An 18,865-nucleotide genomic window follows, 5' to 3' on the forward strand; every position below is an offset into this window, starting at 1 on the left:
CTTCGGCCGACCGGGGGCGCGCTGTTGCCCGGGCCCGTCAGACGGACTCGGCGAACCGGCGCCAGGCGACGGGGGTGACGGAGAGGGCGGGGGCCGGGGTTCTTGGAGTCGCGGATGTGGATGGCGTGGGGGCAGGGGGCGACTTCGACGCACTGGCCGCCGCTGCTGTCGCTGTACGACGACTTGCGCCAGGTGTAGGCAGCTTCGAGGCATTCGCCTCCGCTGGCGCTGCTGTAGCTCGACTTGAACCACTGCAAGGTGCTTGTCATCGCTGCTCTTCTCCTGCCAACCGCTCGATGAGGCTCAGCGAGTCGTCCGGGCTCAGAGCCTGTGTGCGGATCTTCGCATAGCGGTGCGCGAGTCGGGAGGCCTTCTTGGGGTCGCTGATCAGGAGGCTCTCGTCCTCGATCTCCAGGTAGACCACGTGATGATGCTCCTTGGTCTCCACCAGGACCATGTTGCCGTTGGTGCCTGCATGACTGCCATGTAGACCTCGCTCAAGCGGGGTCACTTGAATGCTGACATTGTCGCGCTCCGCGTCCTTTGCGAGCGACCGCAATTGTTCACGCTGGACTTCCCAGCTCGCGAAGGGCCGCCTGAGCAGGGCCTCGTCGAGGATCAGCTCGACCATGGCGGTCGGGTCGCGCTCGAAGAGCGCCTTGCGCGCCATCCTGGCTTCGACGAGTTCCGCCACCTTGTCATCGGGGAGCTTGGGGAAGCCACCGCCGATCAACGCCCGCGCGTACTCCTCCGTCTGGAACAACCCGTCGACCACGTACGTCTGGTACGACGACAACGTCACCGCCTGCGCCTCCATCAGCGCGAAGTTCTTGAACTGCGGCGGGTACTTGTCCAGGAGCACGTACTTGCGCGCGGTCTCGAACAACCCGAACCCACCCCCGATCACCTCCTCCAGCTTGACGAGCATCTTGTCGCTCGCCGGCTGCGCGCACGTCTCCATCGCGCTGATCGCGGACGCCGTGTAACCGATCTGCCTGCCCAACTCCTCCTGGGTCAGCTGATGTTCTTCACGGAAGGCCTTCGACATGGCGGCGACCATGTGCGCCGTCCCACCCGCTTCCACCTTGTTCTCCGCTCGCGCCATCACGGCCACCCCCGAACTCAACCGAACTCAACCGGTCACCAAGCAGCCCCCATCGATCCGCACTGTTGCCAGTGGTCGACGCAGAGTCATGGAAACGCTAGCCCCACCTGCGGAAACTGTCCTCATGGATACGCAAAGTGACGGAGTGGACCTGCCGCTCCCCCCAGTCACCCCGGAGATCCCGGACTGGATCCCCCCGTCCGGCATCCAACTCCGCAAGGCCGGCGTCCAGTTCGACGCCGTGCGGGTGGACGGCGACCCCGGCCGCACCGTCGCCGACCGCCTCGCGCGAGCGACCGGGGGCAACCCGGGCCCGGTCGTCGAGGAGGCCCGCGGACGCCGTGCCGTCTACTTCCTCGTTCCCGCCGGCAGCACCGCCCACCGCTCGTGGCCGCCCGGCGTCACCCGCCTCACCGCGGGCCCGCACCACGTCGCGTACATCCCGGTGCCCGCGCTGGGCGGCCTGACCTGGCCCCTGACCTGGCGCTACCGGCCCACGGCACGCGACCACCTCGTCCACACCCTGCTGCTGCGCGCGGTGGCGGAGGGCTGCTGAACGGCCGGTGGAGCGGACGGGTCCGGGAGCGCCGAGATGCGGATCGCTCCCGGGATGCCCATCCTTGACCTGGACATGGCTTGCTCCTGGTTCCGGACGGGGCGGGACCCGACCACGATCTACGCGTGTAGTCCCCGTTCGGCCCGCACGGCCCGTTCCTCCGCCCGCGTCACCCCCGTCTCCAGGAGCCCCGTATGCCCGTCAGCCCGTTGAACCGCCGGGAGTTCGTGAAGAAGTCCGCCGTCACCGGCGCGGCCGTGGCCGTCGCGGGGACGGCCGCGGCGACCCCGGCCCAGGCCGCGGGCCGCAAGCCCGAGAAGAAGCCCCGTACCTGGTCGTTCTCCATCCTGGGCACCACCGACCTGCACAGCCACGTCTTCGACTGGGACTACTACACCGACGCCGCGTACACGGACAAGGCCGGCAACTCCGTGGGCGTCGCCCGGGTAGCCACCCTGGTCAAGCAGCAGCGGGCCGCGAAGGGCGCGGACCGGGTGCTGCTCGTGGACGCGGGCGACATCATCCAGGGGACCTCGCTCGCGTACTACTACGCCCGCGTCGACCCCATCACCGGCACCGGCGGCAAGCGCGGCCCGGTGCACCCGATGGCGATCGCCATGAACGCCATGAAGTACGACGCCGCCGCGCTCGGCAACCACGAGTTCAACTACGGCATCGAGACCCTGCGCCGGTTCGAGAAGCAGTGCCACTTCCCGCTGCTCGGCGCCAACGCGCTCGACGCCAAGACGCTCCGGCCCGCCTTCCAGCCGTACACCGTCAAGCGGATCCGGGTCCCCGGCGCCCCGGACATCAAGGTCGGCATCCTGGGGCTTACCAACCCCGGGATCGCCCTGTGGGACAAGGACAACGTCTCCGGGAAGATGGCGTTCACGGGCCTCGTGGAGCAGGCGAAGAAGTACGTGCCGCGGATGCGCGCCCTGGGCTGCGACGTCGTGTTCCTCACCGACCACTCCGGCCTCGACGGGTCGTCCTCGTACGGCGACGAGCTCCCGTACGTCGAGAACGCCTCGAACCTGGTCGCCGCGCAGGTGCCCGGCATCGACGCCATCCTCGTCGGGCACACCCACACCGAGGTGTCCTCCTACACGGTCACCAACACCGAGACCGGCAAGGACGTCGTCCTGTCGGAGCCGTACTGCTACGGCATGCGGCTGACCGTCTTCGACTTCGAGCTGGAGCTCGCGCACGGCCAGTGGAAGGTGACGAGCACCAAGGCGCAGACCCTCAACAGCAACGCCGTCGCCGAGGACGCGGAGATCACCAAGCTCCTGACGGCGGACCACGAGCTGGTCGTGAAGTACGTGAACACGCCCGTCGGCACCTGCACCGCCGACCTCTCCGCGGCGGAGGCGTGCTGGAAGGACGTCCCCGTCATGGACTTCATCCACCAGGTCCAGATGGCGGCCGTCGCCACCGGCCTGTCGACGGCCGACGCGGCCCTCCCGCTCATCTCCGTCGCCGCGCCCTTCAGCCGTACGGCGGACATCCCGCAGGGCGACGTCACCATCCGGGACGTGGCCGGGCTCTACATCTACGACAACACCCTCTACGGCAAGAAGCTCACGGGCGCCCAGCTGAAGGACTACCTGGAGTACGCGGCGAAGTACTACTACCGGGTCCCGTCCGGCACGAAGGTGGACACCGCCACCCTCACCAACGCCAACAGCTTCTGGGACTACATGTACGACACCGCCGCGGGCGTCGACTACGACATCGACATCGCCCAGGCCGAGGGTTCCCGGATCAAGAACCTCAGCTACAAGGGCGCGGCGGTGACCGACGACCAGGTCTTCGTGGTGGCCGTCAACAACTACCGCGCCAACGGCGGCAGCGGCTACCCGCACATCGCGGCCGCCGACATCGCCTACAGCTCCACCAACGAGATCCGCCAGCTGATGATCGACTACGTCACGTCCAAGGGCACCCTCGACCCGGCGGACTTCGCCGACGGCAACTGGAAGCTGACGCAGGACGGAACGCCGGTGTTCTGAGGCACCAGCGTCCGGCCGGTGCCGCACACGACCGGCCCGCGCGCAGCGGTCGGCGTCCTCCCGCCGGGGGCGTCGGCCGCGGTGGCGCCGTTCAGACGAGGTGGGCGAAGACCACCAGGTTCTCGGTGTAGTCCTTCGCGCTGTGGTCGTAGTCACCGGCGCAGGTGATCAGCCGGACCTGGGCCTGCGGGGTGTCGGCGTACACGCGGTCGTTGGGGAAGTGGTCCTTCTCGAAGGTCTCGGCATCGTCGACCACGAAGGACGCCGTGAGGCCGTCCGCCTTCTCCACCCTGAAGGTGTCCCCCTTCTTGAGCGAGCTGAGTCTCGCGAACACGGCCGCCGAGGTCTTCGTGTCCACGTGCCCGGCGATGATCGAGGTTCCCGCCTCCCCCGGGGTCACTCCGTCGGCGTACCAGCCGACCATGTTCACGTTGTCCGCGGGCGGAGGGTTGAGGTGGCCCTTGGCGTCGACGGAGAGGGCCGTGAAGGGCGCGTCCACCCCGATCTTCGGGATGACCAGGCGGGTCGGCGCGGACGACGGCAGGTGCTTGCCCGGCACCGGCGTCGACCACGGCATGAGCGCGGCCGCGTCGTGGGGCGTCCGGGAGTCGTCGGGCGGTTTGGGGTGGCCGCCGAACACGCCCAGTACCAGAAGCAGGATTCCGGCGCACCAGACGCTGAACGGCACGCCGGAACGGGAGCCCTGCCGTTGCGGCACGGACTCGGTCACGGCAGGGGAGGACAGCCGGGCTGTCATCGGGAACCACCTCACTAGGGCACTGCAGCGGAGCGGGTACAGCACGCGGGGAACCCGGCCGGGCCGTCACGACGGGGATGACCCGCGGCGGCCTCGGCCGATAGGACGCCGGGCACCGGTCAGGACATGCCGCCCGCCGCGCTCCTGCGGCGCATCGCGTACACGCCCGCCGCGGCGAGGGTCAGGACCGCGAGGCCGCCGGCCGTGACGGTCTTCTCGGCCAGCGCGCCGCCGCCGGTGTGCATGCCGCCGTTCGGCTTGTCGCGGCCCGAGTCGTTGCCGCCGTTGTCGTACCCGGTGCCTCCGTCGTTGTTGCCGTTCCCGTTTCCGTTCCCGTTGCCGTTGCCTCCGTTGTCGCGGCCGGAACCGTTGCCGTTGCCGTTGCCTCCGTTGTCGCGGCCGGAACCGTTGCCGTTGCCGTTGCCTCCGTTGTCGCGGCCGGAACCGTTGCCGTTGCCGTTGCCTCCGTTGTCGCGGCCGGAACCGTTGCCGTTGCCGTTGCCTCCGTTGTCACGGCCGGAACCGTTGCCGTTGCCGTTGCCCCCGTTGTCGTTCTTGTAGGTCTCCGGGTTGAACTTCGCGTCGTCCTTGTTCCAGTCGTCGCTCTTCAGCATGCTGAGCGCGCCGCCGCCGGTGTGCATGCCGCCCCGGGGCTTGTCGTGGTCGGAGCCCTCGTCGCCACCGCGGCCGGAGTCGCCACCGCGGCCGGAGTCGCCACCACGGTCGGAGTCGCCACCGCGGTCGGAGTCCCCGCCACGGTCGGAGCCCTTGCCGCCCTGGTCGGAGTCGCCGCCCCAGTCCGAGTCGCCCTCCTCGCCCTGGTCGTCGCCCTTCAGCTTGGTGTGCGTGCCGCCCTTCACCGTGGCGAGCGGACCGATCTTCACCTTGTTGAGCGCGCCGCCGCCGGTGTGCATGCCGCCGTTGGGCCTGTCGTGCCTGCTGCCGTCGTCCTGTTCGTTGCTGTAGGAAGAGTCGTCGTGGCCACCGTCGCCCGCCGTGGCGGCAAAGGCGCCGGGAGCGGCAATCGCGAGGGCGGCCGTGGCCGTCGCGGTAGCGAGAAGCATGCGGGCAGAACGCATTGTCGAGTCCTTCCGTCGCAGCCGAGCCGCTGACGATTTGTCAGCACGTGGGGAACCCGACCCCGACGTGATCCACCGTCAGCCCCTCCCGGCCCGCTCACCACTCGAGCCGCGCAACCGGCGCAGGTCCCGGCGTCGCCCGGCGGGTGCCCTGATGCCGCCCTGGACCCGGCCTGACCACTCTGACCTGCTACTTCATCGCGGGTCATCCGCCAGATCCCACGCCGGTCCGGGCCCAGACACAACCCGATCGGTCGCAACACGACTGCGCGCTTCCGGTGACCGTCGGCCGGTCCCGCCCGGCCTCGGACCGCCTCGTCCGAGGGAACGGACGGCCGTAAGGGCAGCCCGGCGAGGGCTCCCACCCCGGGCGTGTGCGGCATCCGGGTGCGTGCGTGCGGCAAACGGGTGCGTGCGGCATCCGGGCGGCGGCGGGCCGGGCGGGGCAGGCCCGGAACCACGCCGGGTCCGGGCGGGCCTGGCGCCCAGCGAGGGTGGAGTCGGCCCTCAACCGTGCCGGGGCCGACCCCGCGCCGGGACCGGCCGCAACCGGACCGGGACCGGCGGGGCCGCAACCGGCGCGCGGCGAGGCCGGGGCCGTGGCCGGGCAGGGGGCGAGGTGATCGAAGGACGGGGGAGCGGCCTCCCGGGCCTCGCGAGTGTGGAGGGACGGCCGTACGGGCCTCGCGAGTGTGGAGGGGTGCCGATGTCCACGGCGCCCGGCCTCGCGGTCGCGGAGGGACGACAGCGCGGTCCTCGCGGCCGCGGGGCGGCCGAGGGGTGCGTGGGCGCCGATGCCGCGGCGCCGGGCCCAGCGGCGCGGAGGCGGCCGCCAGGGGGGACACGCGGAGCGGGCCCCGCCCCGGCCGGCCGGGGTGCGCCTCAGCTGAAGATGATCATCGAGCCCTGGGCGAGGCTCCGGGTCGCCGCCGCGTGCAGGCCCAGCCAGACGTGCCGCTCACGGGCGAAGGGGCTCGCGTCGTAAGGGGCGGGAGCGGCCGGCTCCTCCAGCTCCGTGGGGGCCGCCGGCGGCTGCGGGGCGGCCGGCGGATTGGCCGGGTCGATGCCGATCGAAGGGGCCACGAACTCGAGCTCGTGCAGCAGCGTCTGGGAGGAGCCCAGCGGGCCGCCCCCGGCGAGGAGTTCGTCGTTGGCGAGCGGGTGCGGGAAGTCGACCGGCACGTACGCGCCCGCGTGGTCGTAGTGCCAGACCAGATGCGACTGCTGGGCGTTCGTCTGGAACATCTCCAGCAACTGCTCGTAGTCGCCGCCCAGTTCGTCCACCGGGGTGACCGCGAGACCGCACATCTGCAGCAGATACGCCCGGCGCAGGAAGTGCAGGGCGTCGTAGTCGAAGCCCGCGACCGGGGCGACGTCGCCGGACAGCCCCGGCATGTAGGCGTACACGGGGACCGGCGGAAGCCCGGCCTCGCCCAGCACCTTGTCGTACAGCGCCAGTTCCTCGGCGAACGGGTTGTCGGGGGTGTGGCACAGCACGTCGACGAGCGGGACAAGCCACAGGTCACAGGCCAACAGACGGCTCCTCTAGCTCCTGGGGAAGCACGGTGGTCAGGGAAGCGTAATGCGTGGGGCCCGTCCTCAGTCCCCCTCGTGCAGATCCCATACCCAGACCCCGTGCACCCACGTGCCGGGGCGGCCCACCAGCTTGTCCACGGCATCCCGCAGCTCGTTCTGGTGGGGCTGCGGGACCAGCACCAGCGCGCCCGCCTTCCAGAACGTGAAATCGGCGCGGGCCTGCGCCCGCCAGTTCTTGCCGATCACGGGGACCTTGCCCGAGTACCGCACGTCGCGCAGCATGTTGGACGTGAAGCGGGGCGAGGCGCCGTAGATACCGATGTGCTCGGGGCCGTAGGGGCCGTTGAAATACCCGCCGGGCAGGGGGAAGCCGAGGCCCGCCGCCGTCTGCCAGTGCAGTGCCTCCGCGTCGCCCGGGTCCGGCAGCGGCACCGGCACCAGGGACTCGCCCCTGGCCGGGTCGACGTACGCCCGCCACGTTCCGTCGGTGAAGAAGGCGGGGGTCGGCTCCCGGTCGACCGTCTTCAGGGGCGCCGGGACGAGGGGGAGCAGCGCGGCGGCGACGGCCAGCGCGCCGAAGTACTGGGTGGCGGCGCCGCGGGCGCTCAGCAGCCGCTCGATCGCGACCGCCACCAGCATCCCCAGCGCGGGCGCGCAGATCATCGCGACCCGTCCCTCGATGACGGACTCGAAGAGGGGTTTTCCGGACAGCAGCGCCCAGGGGCCGGGCAGCACGATGTCGGTCGTCGGAATGCGGAACCTCGGGCCCAGTGAGAGCATGGCCGCGGCCAGCGCCGTGAAGGCGAGGGCCTTGACGAGCGCCCGCTCCCACAGCCGTACGACGACCGCGAAGGCGAACACGGCCAGCGGCCACCCGTAGAAGGCGTTCTGCTCGGTGGGGTTGAGCGAGAGCGCGCCCGCACGGTCGGCGTTCCCGGCGAGCAGCGAGCGCTCGGCGAAGGAGAGCAGGGCGAGAGGGCTGTTGCCGGCATTGTCGCCGTGGAGCACGCTCCCGTAGCTCTGCGGCCCCGCGAACTGCCAGTACAGCGGGAACGCGACGATCGGCAGGCACACCGCCCCCGCCACCGCCAGCCCGTTCAGCAGCGGACGCCACGCGGCGCGGGCGGCGTCGCGTCGGACGAGCCCGTAGCCGAGGGCGAACAGCGCCATGCCCATCGACGCGAGCAGCAGGGGCTCCTCGCCGAGGAAGATCTGGTACGTCGCCATCAGGCCGAGCACGATCCCGTCCCGGACGACCCGGGTGCCGGCGCACAGCCGCAGCGCCCGGTCGATGATCAGCGGGACCATGAACAGGATCATGAAGTTCGGGTGCGCGTTGGCGTGGCTGACCATCGGCGGGGCGAAGGCGGCCAGCGTGGCGCCGACGAACGCCGCGCCCCGGTGTCCCACGACCCGTTTGACGATCAGCCAGTACCAGGCGGCGCCGGTGGCGGCCAGTCCCAGCGTCATGACGAGGCTGAGCGCGATCGCCGGGCCGAACAGCAGGGTGATCGGCGCGAAGGGGACGGACAGGCCCAGCATGACCGTGTTGGCCATGAGGTTCACGCCGTCCGGGAAGCCCTGGAGGGTGGTGAAGAGCGGGTTGTGGAGATGGCGGATGTTGTCCGCCGTGACCGCGAAGAACCACTCCCACTGGTTCTGGTCCTGGAGCGAGTCCGGGAGGTAGCGGCCGTTCGGGTCCGCCCAGCGGCCGGAGTAGAGGGCGACCGCCATGAGGAGGAAGAGCGAGACCGCGAGGAGGTCCGCGGGGCGGACGGAGCGGGCCTTGAGGAGGGTCAGTTCGGCGAGGACGCGGCCGTAGTCGAGGGGCCGTACCTTCGAGCCGGGCTGGTGGGACCAGCGGACCGGGACCTCCGCCACCGGCCAGCCCGAGCGGCGGAAGTGCTGGAGCACCTCCACGTCGATGCCCCAGCCGTTGAGCCGCGACGCGCCGAACGCCTCCCGTGCCCGCTCCCCGTCGAAGAGCTTGAACCCGCACTGGGTGTCGCGTATGCCGGGCACCGCGACCCTGCGTATCAGGAAGTTCCCGGCGCGGCCGAGCAGCTCGCGCAGCCGGTGCTGGTGCGTGTCTATCGTGGCGCCGGGTGTGGCCCGTGAGCCGATCGCGGCCGCGTGGTCCTCGCCGAGCGCCTTGTCGAGCAGCTCCAGCTCCTCGATCGGCGCGGCCAGGTCGGCGTCCGTGACGAGGACGCGGCGGCCGTACGAGGCGAGGACGCCCAGGCGCAGGGCGTTGCCCTTGCCGCGGTTGCGGGGACTGGTGACGAGCTGGACGCGGGGTTCGCGGGCGCGGACGGCATCGACGACGTCTCTCGTGCCGTCGGTGGAGCCGTCGTCGACGACGATCAGTTCCCAGCTGCCGAATCGGCTTTCGTTGTCGCTCAGGTGCGTGATGATCGCGTCGAGCGTCGGCGCGAGCCGTCGCTCCTCGTTGTAGGCGGGGACGACGACCGACAGGTCGATGGCGGGGGCCGGCATGTCCTCTATGACGTCCGTGGTGTGTGGCGCGCTCATTCGGCGGCCAGACGTTCTATGAGGGCCAGGGAGTGCGCGTTGTACTCGGTGACGATCGCGTGCGCCGCGCGCGGGTCGCGCCGCGCGAGCGCGTCCACCAGCTCCGTGTGCCCCGACCAGAGGTAACCCCTCAGGTCGTCCACCCTGCGGAGGTGCTGGACCGTGCACACCCAGGACTGGACACGCAGGCGGTGCAGGAAGTCGGCCAGGTAGGCGTTGCCGAAGAGGGCGCTCAGTTCGCGCCAGAAGCGGAGGTCGTAGCCGATGAGGATGTTCAGGTCGCCCGCGGCGGCGGCGCGCTGGGCCTCCTCGCCGCGGCGGCGGACGCCGGCGAGGGCGGCGAGGACGCGTGGATCGTCGGCCAGTTTCATGCCGTCGCCCTCGATGAGGCTGTGGAACATCCCGTCCGTGACGAGGCTGCGGGCCTCGATCATGTCGCGGAAGTCGGCCGGGGAGTACTCGTGCACGCGGAAGCCGCGGTGCTGGTCCGCGTCCAGCAGCCCCTGCGCCGACAGGTCGACGAGGGCCTCGCGGACCGGGGTCGCGGAGACGCCGTACTGCTCGGCGATCTCCTTCACCGTGAACTCCTGCCCCGGCTGGAGGCGGCCTGCCAGCACCTCGTCGCGGAGTGCGTCGGCGATCTGCTGCCGCAGGGTGCTGCGGGTTACGGCGCCAGTGCCGCCGGTGCCGGGCATGGTGTGTCGCTCCCCCATCGCGTACGGGTGCGCGTGCGTGTGTGCGCGTGTGCTTCGTCTATGAGCACGTCACCTTACGCGGTGGGGTTCCGGCAAGGGTTTCTTCGCCCCCGCCGCCCCTACCCGACCCGTCCGTTCCTGGGGGCTCCGCCCCCAGACCCCCGGTCGGCCTTGAGGGCCTTGTCCTCAATCGCCGGACGGGCTGAAAATCCGCAGCCCGGGGCTTAAGCACCATCAGCCCGTCCGGCGTTTGAGGACGAGCCCTTCGGGCGATGGCGAGGGGTCTGGGGGCGGAGCCCCCAGGTACGGGACGGGTCGGGTAGGGGCGGCGGGGGCGAGGAAAGTCCCCGGTGTCAGACCGTGTGTTCGTCCGCTATGGACAGCGCCATGTCCAGTACGGCGAGCCCCTCCTTCGCCTCGCCCTCCGTGACGTTGCACGGCGGCACGACATGCGTACGGTTCATGTTGATGAAGGGCCACAGCCCGTGGGCCTTCGCGGTCGCCCCGAACGCCGCCATCGGCGCGTTGTCCGTCCCCGCCGCGTTGTACGGCACCAGCGGCTCCCGCGTCTCCCGGTTCTTGACCAGCTCAAGGGCCCAGAAGACCCCCGTACCGCGCACCTCGCCGACACTGGGATGCCGCTCGGCGAGCTCCCGCAGCCCGGGACCGAGCACCGTCTCACCGATCCGCGCGGCCTGTTCGACGATGCCCTCCTCCTCCATCACGTTGATCGTGGCGACGGCCGCCGCGCAGGCCAGCGGATGCCCGGAGTACGTGAGCCCCCCGGGGTAGGGCCGGCGCGCGAAGGTCTCCGCGATCTCCGAGGAGATGGCCACACCGCCCAGCGGCACGTACCCGGAGTTCACGCCCTTGGCGAAGGTCATCAGGTCCGGCGTCACGGCGTAGTGATCGGCGGCGAACCACTTGCCGGTCCGCCCGAACCCGGCCATGACCTCGTCCAGGACGAAGACGATCCCGTACCGGTCGCAGATCTCCCGCACCCCGGCGAGGTAACCGGGCGGGGGCGTCATGATGCCCGCCGTGCCGGGGATCGTCTCCAGGATGACGGCCGCGATGGTGGCCGGCCCCTCGAAGGCGATCGTGTCCTCCAGGTGCTGGAGCGCGCGCTCGCACTCCTGCCGCTCGTTCTCCGCGTGGAAGGGGGAGCGGTAGAGGAACGGCGCCCAGAAGTGGACGACGCCGGCCGCGCCGATGTCGTTCGGCCAGCGCCGGGGGTCACCGGTGAGGTTGATCGCGGTGGAGGTGGCGCCGTGGTACGAGCGGTACGCGGAGAGGATCTTCGGGCGCCCGGTGTGCAGCCGTGCCATCCGCGTCGCGTTCTCGACGGCCTCGGCGCCGCCGTTGGTGAAGAAGATCTTGTCCAGGTCGCCCGGTGTCCGCTCGGCGATCAGCCGGGCCGCCTCCGAGCGCGCCTCGATGGCGAAGGCGGGCGCGAACGTCGACAGCGTGGCGGCCTGCTCCTGGATCGCGGCGACGACCTTCGGGTGCTGGTAGCCGATGTTGGTGAAGACGAGCCCGCTGGTGAAGTCCAGATACCGCTTGCCTTCGTAGTCCCAGAAGTACGACCCCTCCGCGCCGGCGACGGCGAGCGGGTCGATGAGCTCCTGCGCGGACCAGGAGTGGAACACGTGCGCGCGGTCCGCGGCCTTCACTGCGGCGCCGACCTGGGGGTTGGGCTGAGGGGTCATGCGCCGAAGCGTAGGTGTCCACGGAGCGGACGCGATATCGGCGTCCTGTCTGCGGTCCGGGGCTTTCCGCGACAGTCTGTCGGGCGTGGGGACCCGGAGAGGGACGCGGAGGCGGAACGGAGGCGGAGCGGAGGCGCACGCGGCGGGGTGGGGCGGGACGGGTGCCGGAGCGGCGCTCGGCGGTGCCCGGTGACCCTCTCGGTGACGCTCGGCGGCCCCGCGACGGGCGTCACGAAAGCGCCAGACGCTGTTACGGAACCGTAGACACCACCCCACCCACCTCCCCGTACGGCCGCACTATCCTCGGGCTGTTGCACACGTACGGGGGAGGGCGCGCGACGATGGAGAAGCTGGGGGCGGGGACCCGCGTCAGATCGGGGCGTACCGGCTGATGGCGCGGCTCGGTGCCGGCGGGATGGGGAACGTCTATCTCGCACGCTCCGACCGCGGCCGTACGGTCGCCGTGAAACTGGTGCGCGAGGAACTGGCCGAGCAGGAGGAGTTCAGGGCCCGCTTCCGGCAGGAGGTGCGGGCCGCGCGCAGGGTCGGCGGCTACTGGACCGCGCCCGTGCTGGACGCGGACACGGAGGCCGACATCCCGTGGGTCGCGACCGGTTACGTGGCCGGGCCCAGCCTGCAGACCGTCGTCGGCCACGACCACGGCGCGCTCCCGGAGCGATCCGTGCGCATCCTCGCCGCCGGCCTGGCGCACGCCCTGAAGGACATCCACGCGGCCGGACTCATCCACCGCGACCTCAAGCCCTCCAACGTGCTGGTGACGATCGACGGCCCGCGCGTCATCGACTTCGGGATCGCGCGCGCCCTGGAGACCGTCACCGACGGCGGCCTCACCCGCACCGGCGCGCTCGTCGGCTCTCCCGGTTTCATGGCGCCCGAGCAGGTCCGCGGCGACCGTGTCACGCCCGCGTGCGACATCTTCTGCCTCGGTTCGGTCCTGTCGTACGCCGCCACGGGCGTGCTGCCGTTCGGGGCGACGAGCAGCGGGGTGCACGCGATGATGTTCCGCATCGCGCAGGAGGACCCGGACCTGGAGGGCGTGCCGGAGGGGCTCGCCGACCTCGTACGGCACTGTCTGCGCAAGGATCCCGCGGCGCGGCCCTCGCTCGACGAGATCCTGGAGCGGACCGGCGCGGAGGACACCGTCTCGGGCGGGCGGTCCCGTGACCCGTGGCTGCCGAGCGCGCTGGTGGCCCAACTGGGGCGGCATGCGGTGCGGTTGCTGGACACGGAGAACCCGGACGCGGCGCCCGCCGCGCTCCCGCCGGCCCCGGAGCGGGCCCCGGACCCGGCCGTGGATCTGTCCAAGCCCCCTGCGGCATCCGCCGCACCTGCCGCATCCGCCGCACCCGATGCGCCTGTTACGCCCGCTGAACCCGTTGCCCCCGTCGCCTCCGGCGCCGCACCGGTTCCCGAGGTCGCCCCGGAACACGCCGCCACCCCGCCGCCGGGGCAGCCGGGCTCCGCCGACCATCTCCCCACGATGATCGGGGGCTTCCACGGGACGCCCCCGCTTACCGCACCGCCCGCCCAGCACCCCGCGTACGGCTATCCCCAGCAGCACCCCAGTCCTTCGGGGCCGCCCGCGTACGGCTATCCACAGGGCGGCTGGGGCGCTCCGCCGGGCTCCTACGGCTCGACGACGCCGTACGGCCCCGGCGGCGGGCCCGCCCCGACCTCGTGGAGCCCCCGCGCAGAAGCGGCCGTTCCACCGCCGCCCTGATCGTGGTGGCGCTGGTCGTCGCGCTGGGCGCGGGCGGCTCCGTCTACGCCCTGATGCGGGGCGGCGGCGACGGCACCGACGACTCCAAGGGGGCCCCGGCCACCACCGCGCCCACGACCCCGGGCCCGACGGCATCCGGGCCGTCGGCCTCCGCCCCCACCGAGTCGTCCGAGTCGCCGTCGGCGGGGGGCGGGACGGTCCCGGAGGCGTTCCTCGGCACCTGGGACGCCTCCATCGACAACGCGACGGGGCACAACACGCGCCGGCTCACCATCCAGCAGGGCGAGGTCGGCGACGCGGTCCTCTTGCTCACCGCGGACGGCCCGCTCGGCAGCGGCACGTACCACTGCGTCTTCCAGGCCGAGCTGACCGCCGCCCCGGGCGCCGGCGGCCCGCTGCGGATCGGTCCCTCCCAGGTCTCCTCCGGCGAACCGCTCTCCTCCTGCACCCCGGGCGCCGCCTCCGAGGTGACCCTGCTGCCCGACGGCACTCTGCGCCGGGTGAACACGGGCTCCGGCGACGCCCTGACGTACACGAAGAGCGGCTGACGGGCGTACGTACCCGGGAAGCGGCGCACGCCGGGGCGGCCGCCGCGGAAGGCTGCTGAAACTTCATCCGGCGTACGCCGGGCGTTCCCGCTCCGGGCCGTACGGTGATCCCACCGTCGGGCTCGGGGGAGTGGCTCGCGATGGAGTGGCTGAGCGCAGAGAACGTAGTGGCCGTCGGGACCGCCGTGATCGGTGTCGTCGCCTCTGCCGTGATGGTCTGGTACGAGCGCCGGGTACCGCGGCGCAAGCGGATCGGGTACCGGGTGCAGATGGACAACCCGGTGGGCGACGACGTGCGTTCGGGGCGCGCCAACGTGCGGCTCGGGCTGTTCGACGAGGCGCCGGGCATGGCGGACGCCACGCTGGTGCTGCTGCGGATCGAGAACGACGGCTCGCAGAGCATCGCCGGGGACGACTACACGAGCCGTGAGCGGCACGGTCTGACCGCGGTGTTCACCGACCGCACCATCCGGGGCGTGTCCGTCACCCAGCCGCCCGGCACCGACCACCTCATGGACCACTTCACCCCGGCGGCGGGGCTCAGCTACGAGGGCGGCACCCTGCGCATCCCGCGCGTCCCGCTCAACCGGGGCGAGCACTTCAAGCTGCTCGTGCTGCTGTCGGGTGGTGACGTGGGATGCCCGATACGGATCGTCGGCGGCATCCGGGACGGCGAGGTCCACCCCAACCGCAGCGCCACGCCGGACGACACGCTGCCCCTGTTCAGCCGGGCGGCCCGGATCAGCACCGTCCTGCTCACGGCATGCGTGGTCACCCTGGCCGCGATCGTGGTCCTGCGCGACGACGACGCGGCCCCGATCGGCTGCGAGAGGGGCACGCTGAGGATCACCGGTTCGACGGCCTTCGCCCCCGCGATCCAGGAGCTGGCACAGCAGTACGAGAAGCACTGCGGAGGGTCCACCATCACCGTGGACGCGCGCGGCAGTGAAGCCGGGGTCCACGACCTCGCCGCCCTGGGCGCCCAGTCGGAGAGGAGTGCCCGGTCCGTGATCGCGTTCTCCGACGGCCCCGCGGCCGACGGGCCCCGGGAACTCTTCGGGACCCGGGTCGCCCTGTCCGTCTTCACCCTGGTCGTCAACGACGACATCCAGCTTCGCCAGGGGCTCTCCCTGGACGACGTACGCCGCGTCTACCGCGGTGGGATCACGCGCTGGAGGCAGCTCGACGCCGGCCTTCCCGACCTGCCCGTCGTCCTCGTCAGCCGCAACGCCGAGTCCGGTACCCGGCAGATCTTCCAGCGGCGGGTCCTGGGAGCCTGGGAGCGAGTCCCCAGCACGTCCCTGGACTGTGTGCGCAAGGACGACGCCACGGCTCCCGTCACGCGCTGCGAACTCGACTCCACGCAAAAGGTGCTGGACACCGTGGCCGAGGTCCCCGGCGCCATCGGCTACAGCGAACTCACCCTCGCCACCGCTCACAAGGGGCTGCGGCCCGTGGCTCTCGACGGTGCCGCGGCCTCGGTCGCCGACATCGAGAACGGCAGGAGCGACTACCCGTACCGCGGAGTCGAGTACGCCTACACCTACAACCGGCCGCCGGCCGGCTCGCTCGCCGCGAGCTTCCTCGCCTACGTCGTCCAGGGCACCGGGGAGAGCGTCATCCGTGCCCACGGCCAGCTTTCGTGCTCGGCGTCGAAGGCGCTGCGGATGTGCGACGACGGGGGGCGGGGCTGACGGGGCGAGCCGGTCCGAGGCCTACCATCTCGACTCCGGCGGGCGCTGGCGGGGCATGTTCGGGCGGGCCCCGTTCGGGGGCGGCGGAAACCTGCCCTGTGCCGCCCCCGCGTCCGGCCTCGGTCCGGTGACCGGTGAGGACTGGATGCCGAGGGGGGCGGAACCGGTGCGGAACTCCACCATCCAGTCCGCGGTCTCGGCCCGGACCAGCTCCGTGATGTCCTCCGTGAACCTGCGCAGCACGCCGAGACACCGCTCCGCCGCCTCGCCGGCGGTCCCCTCCGCGGGCCCCAGCACCTCCCGCACGCTCTCGGACGCCCAGTCGAACTGGAGCACCTGGAGCCGCCGCTGCACGGCCTGCGCCGTGGCCACGTCCCTTATCCACCCGGAGGTCACCCCGAAGAACCGGTCGCCCGCCACACACGCCACCCCGAACAGCAGCGCGAGATACCCCCAGGGAGCCACGCCACCGACCACTCCGGTGAGATCCAGCAGCGGCAGGGCGGCTCCGGCCATCGCTCCCAGCGCCGCCCCGCCCCGCAGGCCCCGGGCCGCCCACCGCTTCCCCGCCCGGTCCGCGAGGTACCAGGACGCCGTGTCGAGAGCCCCCCGCTCCACCCACTGGTACAGCTCGTGGAGCCGGTCGGCCGGTTCCCCCCAGTCCCCGAGGGGGAGCGGCCGGCCGGTCAGGTCGCCCGGCCGGAGACCCCCGGCCCCGTCGTTGCGAGCGTCCTGGGGCGGCCCCTCGGGCTGCATCTCCGGCTGGCTCACCCGGCACTCCCTACTGACGACGGCGATGACGCCGACGACGACGCGGGCCACGACTCCGGCGACGACGGCTCCGACGAAAACTAGTGACGTTGTGTGATGCTGCGTGACGCATGATGCGCAGGCGCCGCCCCTTTCCTACCGCCCAATGGGTGGCGATGGCCCGGTTTTCACCGGTTTTCCGCCCGGAAGAGGGTCTTGGTCAGGTATAGGCGGACGGGCGGTGTCACTCGAAAGAGTGCTGGGGCGACCGGCCCGTCGACCACGTAGGCTCGTGCTGAGCGGGAAAACCCCGTCCGGACAGTGGTGCCGATAGCCGTACGACCCAGGAGCTGATCGTGATTCCCGGTGGTGGCCAGCCCAACATGCAGCAGCTGCTCCAGCAGGCCCAGAAGATGCAACAGGACCTCGCGAACGCGCAGGAGGAACTCGGGCGCACGGAGGTGGAAGGCCAGTCGGGCGGCGGCCTGGTGAAGGCGACGGTGACCGGCTCCGGCGAGCTCCGCGCCCTGGTGATCGACCCGAAGGCGGTCGACCCCGAGGACACGGAGACGCTCGCCGACCTGGTCGTCGCGGCGGTCCAGGCGGCGAACGAGAACGCGCAGGCGCTCCAGCAGCAGAAGCTCGGCCCGCTCGCCCAGGGCCTCGGCGGCGGCAGCGGCAGCGGCATCCCTGGTCTGCCCTTCTAAGACCGGCGGCGGCCAACTACCGTACGTACTGAAAGAATCCAGGAAGGGCGGCAGTCCGTTGTACGAAGGCGTGGTCCAGGACCTCATCGACGAGTTGGGGCGGCTGCCCGGCGTCGGTCCCAAGAGCGCGCAGCGGATCGCCTTCCACATCCTGCAGGCCGAGCCGACGGACGTCCGCCGGCTCGCGCAGTGCCTCATGGAGGTCAAGGCGAGGGTCCGCTTCTGCGCGACCTGCGGCAACGTGGCACAGGAGGAGCTGTGCAACATCTGCCGCGACCCGCGCCGCGATCTGTCGGTGATCTGCGTGGTCGAGGAACCGAAGGACGTCGTCGCGGTCGAGCGGACGCGTGAGTTCCGGGGGAAGTACCACGTGCTCGGCGGAGCGATCAGCCCGATCGAAGGTGTGGGCCCGGACGACCTGCGGATAAGGGAACTCCTCGCCCGCCTCGCGGACGGCGTGGTCACGGAACTCATCCTGGCCACCGACCCGAACCTGGAGGGCGAGGCCACGGCCACGTATCTCGCCCGCATGATCAAGCCCATGGGCCTCAGGGTCACCCGCCTGGCCAGCGGCCTCCCGGTGGGTGGCGACCTGGAATACGCGGACGAGGTCACGCTCGGCCGCGCCTTCGAGGGGAGACGACTCCTAGATGTCTGACGCCACACTGCACGCCACCAGCCAGGACCCCGACGACTTCGTGGTCCAGATCGCCGACCAGGTGGAGAGCTTCCTGGTCGCCGTCACCGAGGTGGCCAAGGGCGACGAGCCGGACTCGGCGGTTCCCTTCCTCCTCCTGGAGATCTCCCAACTCCTCCTGGCCGGCGGCCGCCTGGGCGCGCACGAGGACATCGTCCCCGACGAGCCCTACGAGCCGGACCTCGGCCCGGAGCCGGACGTCGACGAGCTGCGCCGGCGCCTGGCCGTGATGCTGGAACCGGTCGACGTCTACTCCGAGGTCTTCGACCCGTACGAGCCCCGCAAGGCCCCGGTGGCCTGCCGGATCTCGGACGACTTCGCCGACGTCTTCACGGACCTGCGCCACGGCATGGCCCACTACCGCGCCGGACGCACCAGCGAGGCGCTGTGGTGGTGGCAGTTCTCGTACTTCTCGAACTGGGGCTCCACCGCCTCGGCCGCCCTGCGCGCCCTGCAGTCCCTGGTCGCCCATGTGCGGCTGAACCAGCCCCTGGACGACCTGAACGGCCTGGACACCGACCAGGACCTCGGTGAGGAGATCCTCGCGGAGGAGGCGGGCCGGGTGATGGCCGAGGAGATCGGGGGCCCGCTGGGCCTGGGGACGGCCAAGTAGGCCGGCCGCGGCGAGACCCGGCGAGACCCGGCGGGACCCGGCGAGACCCGGCGGGACCCGGCGGGCGCAATGGCTGCAACGGGTGCTCCGGTGCACACCGTGCGCTCCGGGCACACCAGCTACTCGGGCATCTC

14 protein-coding genes and 2 pseudogenes are annotated in these 18,865 nt (G+C 71.6%); 7 read left to right on the forward strand and 9 right to left on the reverse strand.

From position 1 onward, the window contains the following. Positions 1–37: 37 nt before the first annotated feature. Both HEP85_RS21910 and HEP85_RS21915 read right to left on the reverse strand, forming a co-directional pair. A pseudogene (locus HEP85_RS21910) lies at positions 38–269 on the reverse strand (DUF397 domain-containing protein). Next, positions 266–1,105: a helix-turn-helix transcriptional regulator gene (locus HEP85_RS21915; protein WP_168529234.1), complete on the reverse strand. Its 840-nt coding sequence runs from the start codon at positions 1,103–1,105 to the stop codon at positions 266–268. Before HEP85_RS21915 ends, HEP85_RS21910 begins: the two are co-directional and overlap by 4 nt. Positions 1,106–1,229: 124 nt before the next feature. On the opposite strand from HEP85_RS21915, the gene HEP85_RS21920 reads away from it, so the two are divergent. Together HEP85_RS21920 and HEP85_RS21925 are read left to right on the forward strand one after the other, a co-directional pair. Continuing rightward, positions 1,230–1,661: a hypothetical protein gene (locus HEP85_RS21920; RefSeq protein ID WP_369657801.1), complete on the forward strand. Its 432-nt coding sequence runs from the start codon at positions 1,230–1,232 to the stop codon at positions 1,659–1,661. Between the two features lie 194 nt (positions 1,662–1,855). Next, positions 1,856–3,673: a bifunctional UDP-sugar hydrolase/5'-nucleotidase gene (locus HEP85_RS21925; RefSeq protein ID WP_168529235.1), complete on the forward strand. Its 1,818-nt coding sequence runs from the start codon at positions 1,856–1,858 to the stop codon at positions 3,671–3,673. 91 nt (positions 3,674–3,764) lie between these two features. Here the strand turns inward: HEP85_RS21925 and HEP85_RS21930 are convergent, their stop codons facing one another. From HEP85_RS21930 to HEP85_RS21955, 6 genes are all read right to left on the reverse strand, one after another. After that, positions 3,765–4,430 carry a class F sortase gene (locus HEP85_RS21930; RefSeq protein ID WP_168529236.1) on the reverse strand — a complete coding sequence of 222 codons (666 nt, stop codon included), beginning with the start codon at positions 4,428–4,430 and terminating at the stop codon, positions 3,765–3,767. Positions 4,431–4,549: 119 nt separating this feature from the next. Further along, positions 4,550–5,494, reverse strand: coding sequence for a hypothetical protein (locus tag HEP85_RS21935; protein ID WP_211118038.1), 945 nt, complete (start codon positions 5,492–5,494; stop codon positions 4,550–4,552). Positions 5,495–6,391: 897 nt separating this feature from the next. Then, complete coding sequence (locus HEP85_RS21940; RefSeq protein ID WP_168529237.1) at positions 6,392–7,042, reverse strand: hypothetical protein; 651 nt, start codon at positions 7,040–7,042, stop codon at positions 6,392–6,394. A gap of 66 nt (positions 7,043–7,108) precedes the next feature. Further along, a complete protein-coding gene (locus HEP85_RS21945; protein WP_168529238.1) occupies positions 7,109–9,577 on the reverse strand; it encodes a glycosyltransferase in 2,469 nt (822 codons plus the stop codon). Continuing rightward, complete coding sequence (locus HEP85_RS21950; RefSeq protein ID WP_168529239.1) at positions 9,574–10,272, reverse strand: GntR family transcriptional regulator; 699 nt, start codon at positions 10,270–10,272, stop codon at positions 9,574–9,576. Before HEP85_RS21950 ends, HEP85_RS21945 begins: the two co-directional genes overlap by 4 nt. Positions 10,273–10,625: 353 nt before the next feature. Then, on the reverse strand, positions 10,626–11,981 hold the full coding sequence (locus HEP85_RS21955) for an aspartate aminotransferase family protein (protein WP_168529240.1): 1,356 nt from the start codon (positions 11,979–11,981) through the stop codon (positions 10,626–10,628). A gap of 391 nt (positions 11,982–12,372) precedes the next feature. Here HEP85_RS21955 and HEP85_RS21960 point away from each other — a divergent pair. Both HEP85_RS21960 and HEP85_RS21965 read left to right on the forward strand, forming a co-directional pair. Beyond that, positions 12,373–14,270 (forward strand): annotated as a pseudogene (locus HEP85_RS21960) (protein kinase). A 140-nt stretch (positions 14,271–14,410) separates the two neighbouring features. Further along, on the forward strand, positions 14,411–15,964 hold the full coding sequence (locus tag HEP85_RS21965; RefSeq protein ID WP_168529243.1) for a PstS family phosphate ABC transporter substrate-binding protein: 1,554 nt from the start codon (positions 14,411–14,413) through the stop codon (positions 15,962–15,964). A 21-nt stretch (positions 15,965–15,985) separates the two neighbouring features. On the opposite strand, the gene HEP85_RS21970 is transcribed toward HEP85_RS21965, so the two are convergent. Next, positions 15,986–16,735 (reverse strand): SLATT domain-containing protein, encoded by a 750-nt coding sequence (locus tag HEP85_RS21970; RefSeq protein WP_369657802.1) that lies wholly within the window; start codon positions 16,733–16,735, stop codon positions 15,986–15,988. A 335-nt stretch (positions 16,736–17,070) separates the two neighbouring features. Here HEP85_RS21970 and HEP85_RS21975 point away from each other — a divergent pair, with 335 nt between their 5' ends. Genes HEP85_RS21975 through HEP85_RS21985 form a run of 3 tightly spaced genes read left to right on the forward strand, consistent with a single transcriptional unit; the run spans position 17,071 to position 18,731 of the window. Continuing rightward, positions 17,071–17,421 (forward strand): YbaB/EbfC family nucleoid-associated protein, encoded by a 351-nt coding sequence (locus HEP85_RS21975; RefSeq protein WP_168529245.1) that lies wholly within the window; start codon positions 17,071–17,073, stop codon positions 17,419–17,421. A 58-nt stretch (positions 17,422–17,479) separates the two neighbouring features. Then, positions 17,480–18,079, forward strand: a complete 600-nt coding sequence (recR, locus tag HEP85_RS21980) for a recombination mediator RecR (protein WP_168529246.1) — start codon at positions 17,480–17,482, stop codon at positions 18,077–18,079. Further along, a complete protein-coding gene (locus HEP85_RS21985) occupies positions 18,072–18,731 on the forward strand; it encodes a DUF5063 domain-containing protein (RefSeq protein WP_168529247.1) in 660 nt (219 codons plus the stop codon). The genes recR and HEP85_RS21985 overlap by 8 nt, the downstream gene beginning before the upstream one ends. The last annotated feature ends 134 nt before the right edge of the window (positions 18,732–18,865 follow it).

This window comes from Streptomyces sp. RPA4-2 (genome assembly GCF_012273515.2).
Classification (GTDB): Bacteria; Actinomycetota; Actinomycetes; order Streptomycetales; family Streptomycetaceae; genus Streptomyces; species Streptomyces kaempferi.

Bases quoted from the DNA above. Each gene is read 5' to 3' on its own strand.
- HEP85_RS21955 (WP_168529240.1), bottom strand. From the start codon at position 11,981: ATGACCCCTCAGCCCAACCCCCAGGTCGGCGCCGCAGTGAAGGCCGCG.
- HEP85_RS21925 (WP_168529235.1), top strand. From the start codon at position 1,856: ATGCCCGTCAGCCCGTTGAACCGCCGGGAGTTCGTGAAGAAGTCCGCC.
- HEP85_RS21945 (WP_168529238.1), bottom strand. From the start codon at position 9,577: ATGAGCGCGCCACACACCACGGACGTCATAGAGGACATGCCGGCCCCC.
- HEP85_RS21930 (WP_168529236.1), bottom strand. From the start codon at position 4,430: ATGACAGCCCGGCTGTCCTCCCCTGCCGTGACCGAGTCCGTGCCGCAA.
- HEP85_RS21965 (WP_168529243.1), top strand. From the start codon at position 14,411: ATGGAGTGGCTGAGCGCAGAGAACGTAGTGGCCGTCGGGACCGCCGTG.
- HEP85_RS21935 (WP_211118038.1), bottom strand. From the start codon at position 5,494: ATGCTTCTCGCTACCGCGACGGCCACGGCCGCCCTCGCGATTGCCGCT.
- HEP85_RS21915 (WP_168529234.1), bottom strand. From the start codon at position 1,105: ATGGCGCGAGCGGAGAACAAGGTGGAAGCGGGTGGGACGGCGCACATG.
- HEP85_RS21920 (WP_369657801.1), top strand. From the start codon at position 1,230: ATGGATACGCAAAGTGACGGAGTGGACCTGCCGCTCCCCCCAGTCACC.
- HEP85_RS21950 (WP_168529239.1), bottom strand. From the start codon at position 10,272: ATGCCCGGCACCGGCGGCACTGGCGCCGTAACCCGCAGCACCCTGCGG.
- HEP85_RS21985 (WP_168529247.1), top strand. From the start codon at position 18,072: ATGTCTGACGCCACACTGCACGCCACCAGCCAGGACCCCGACGACTTC.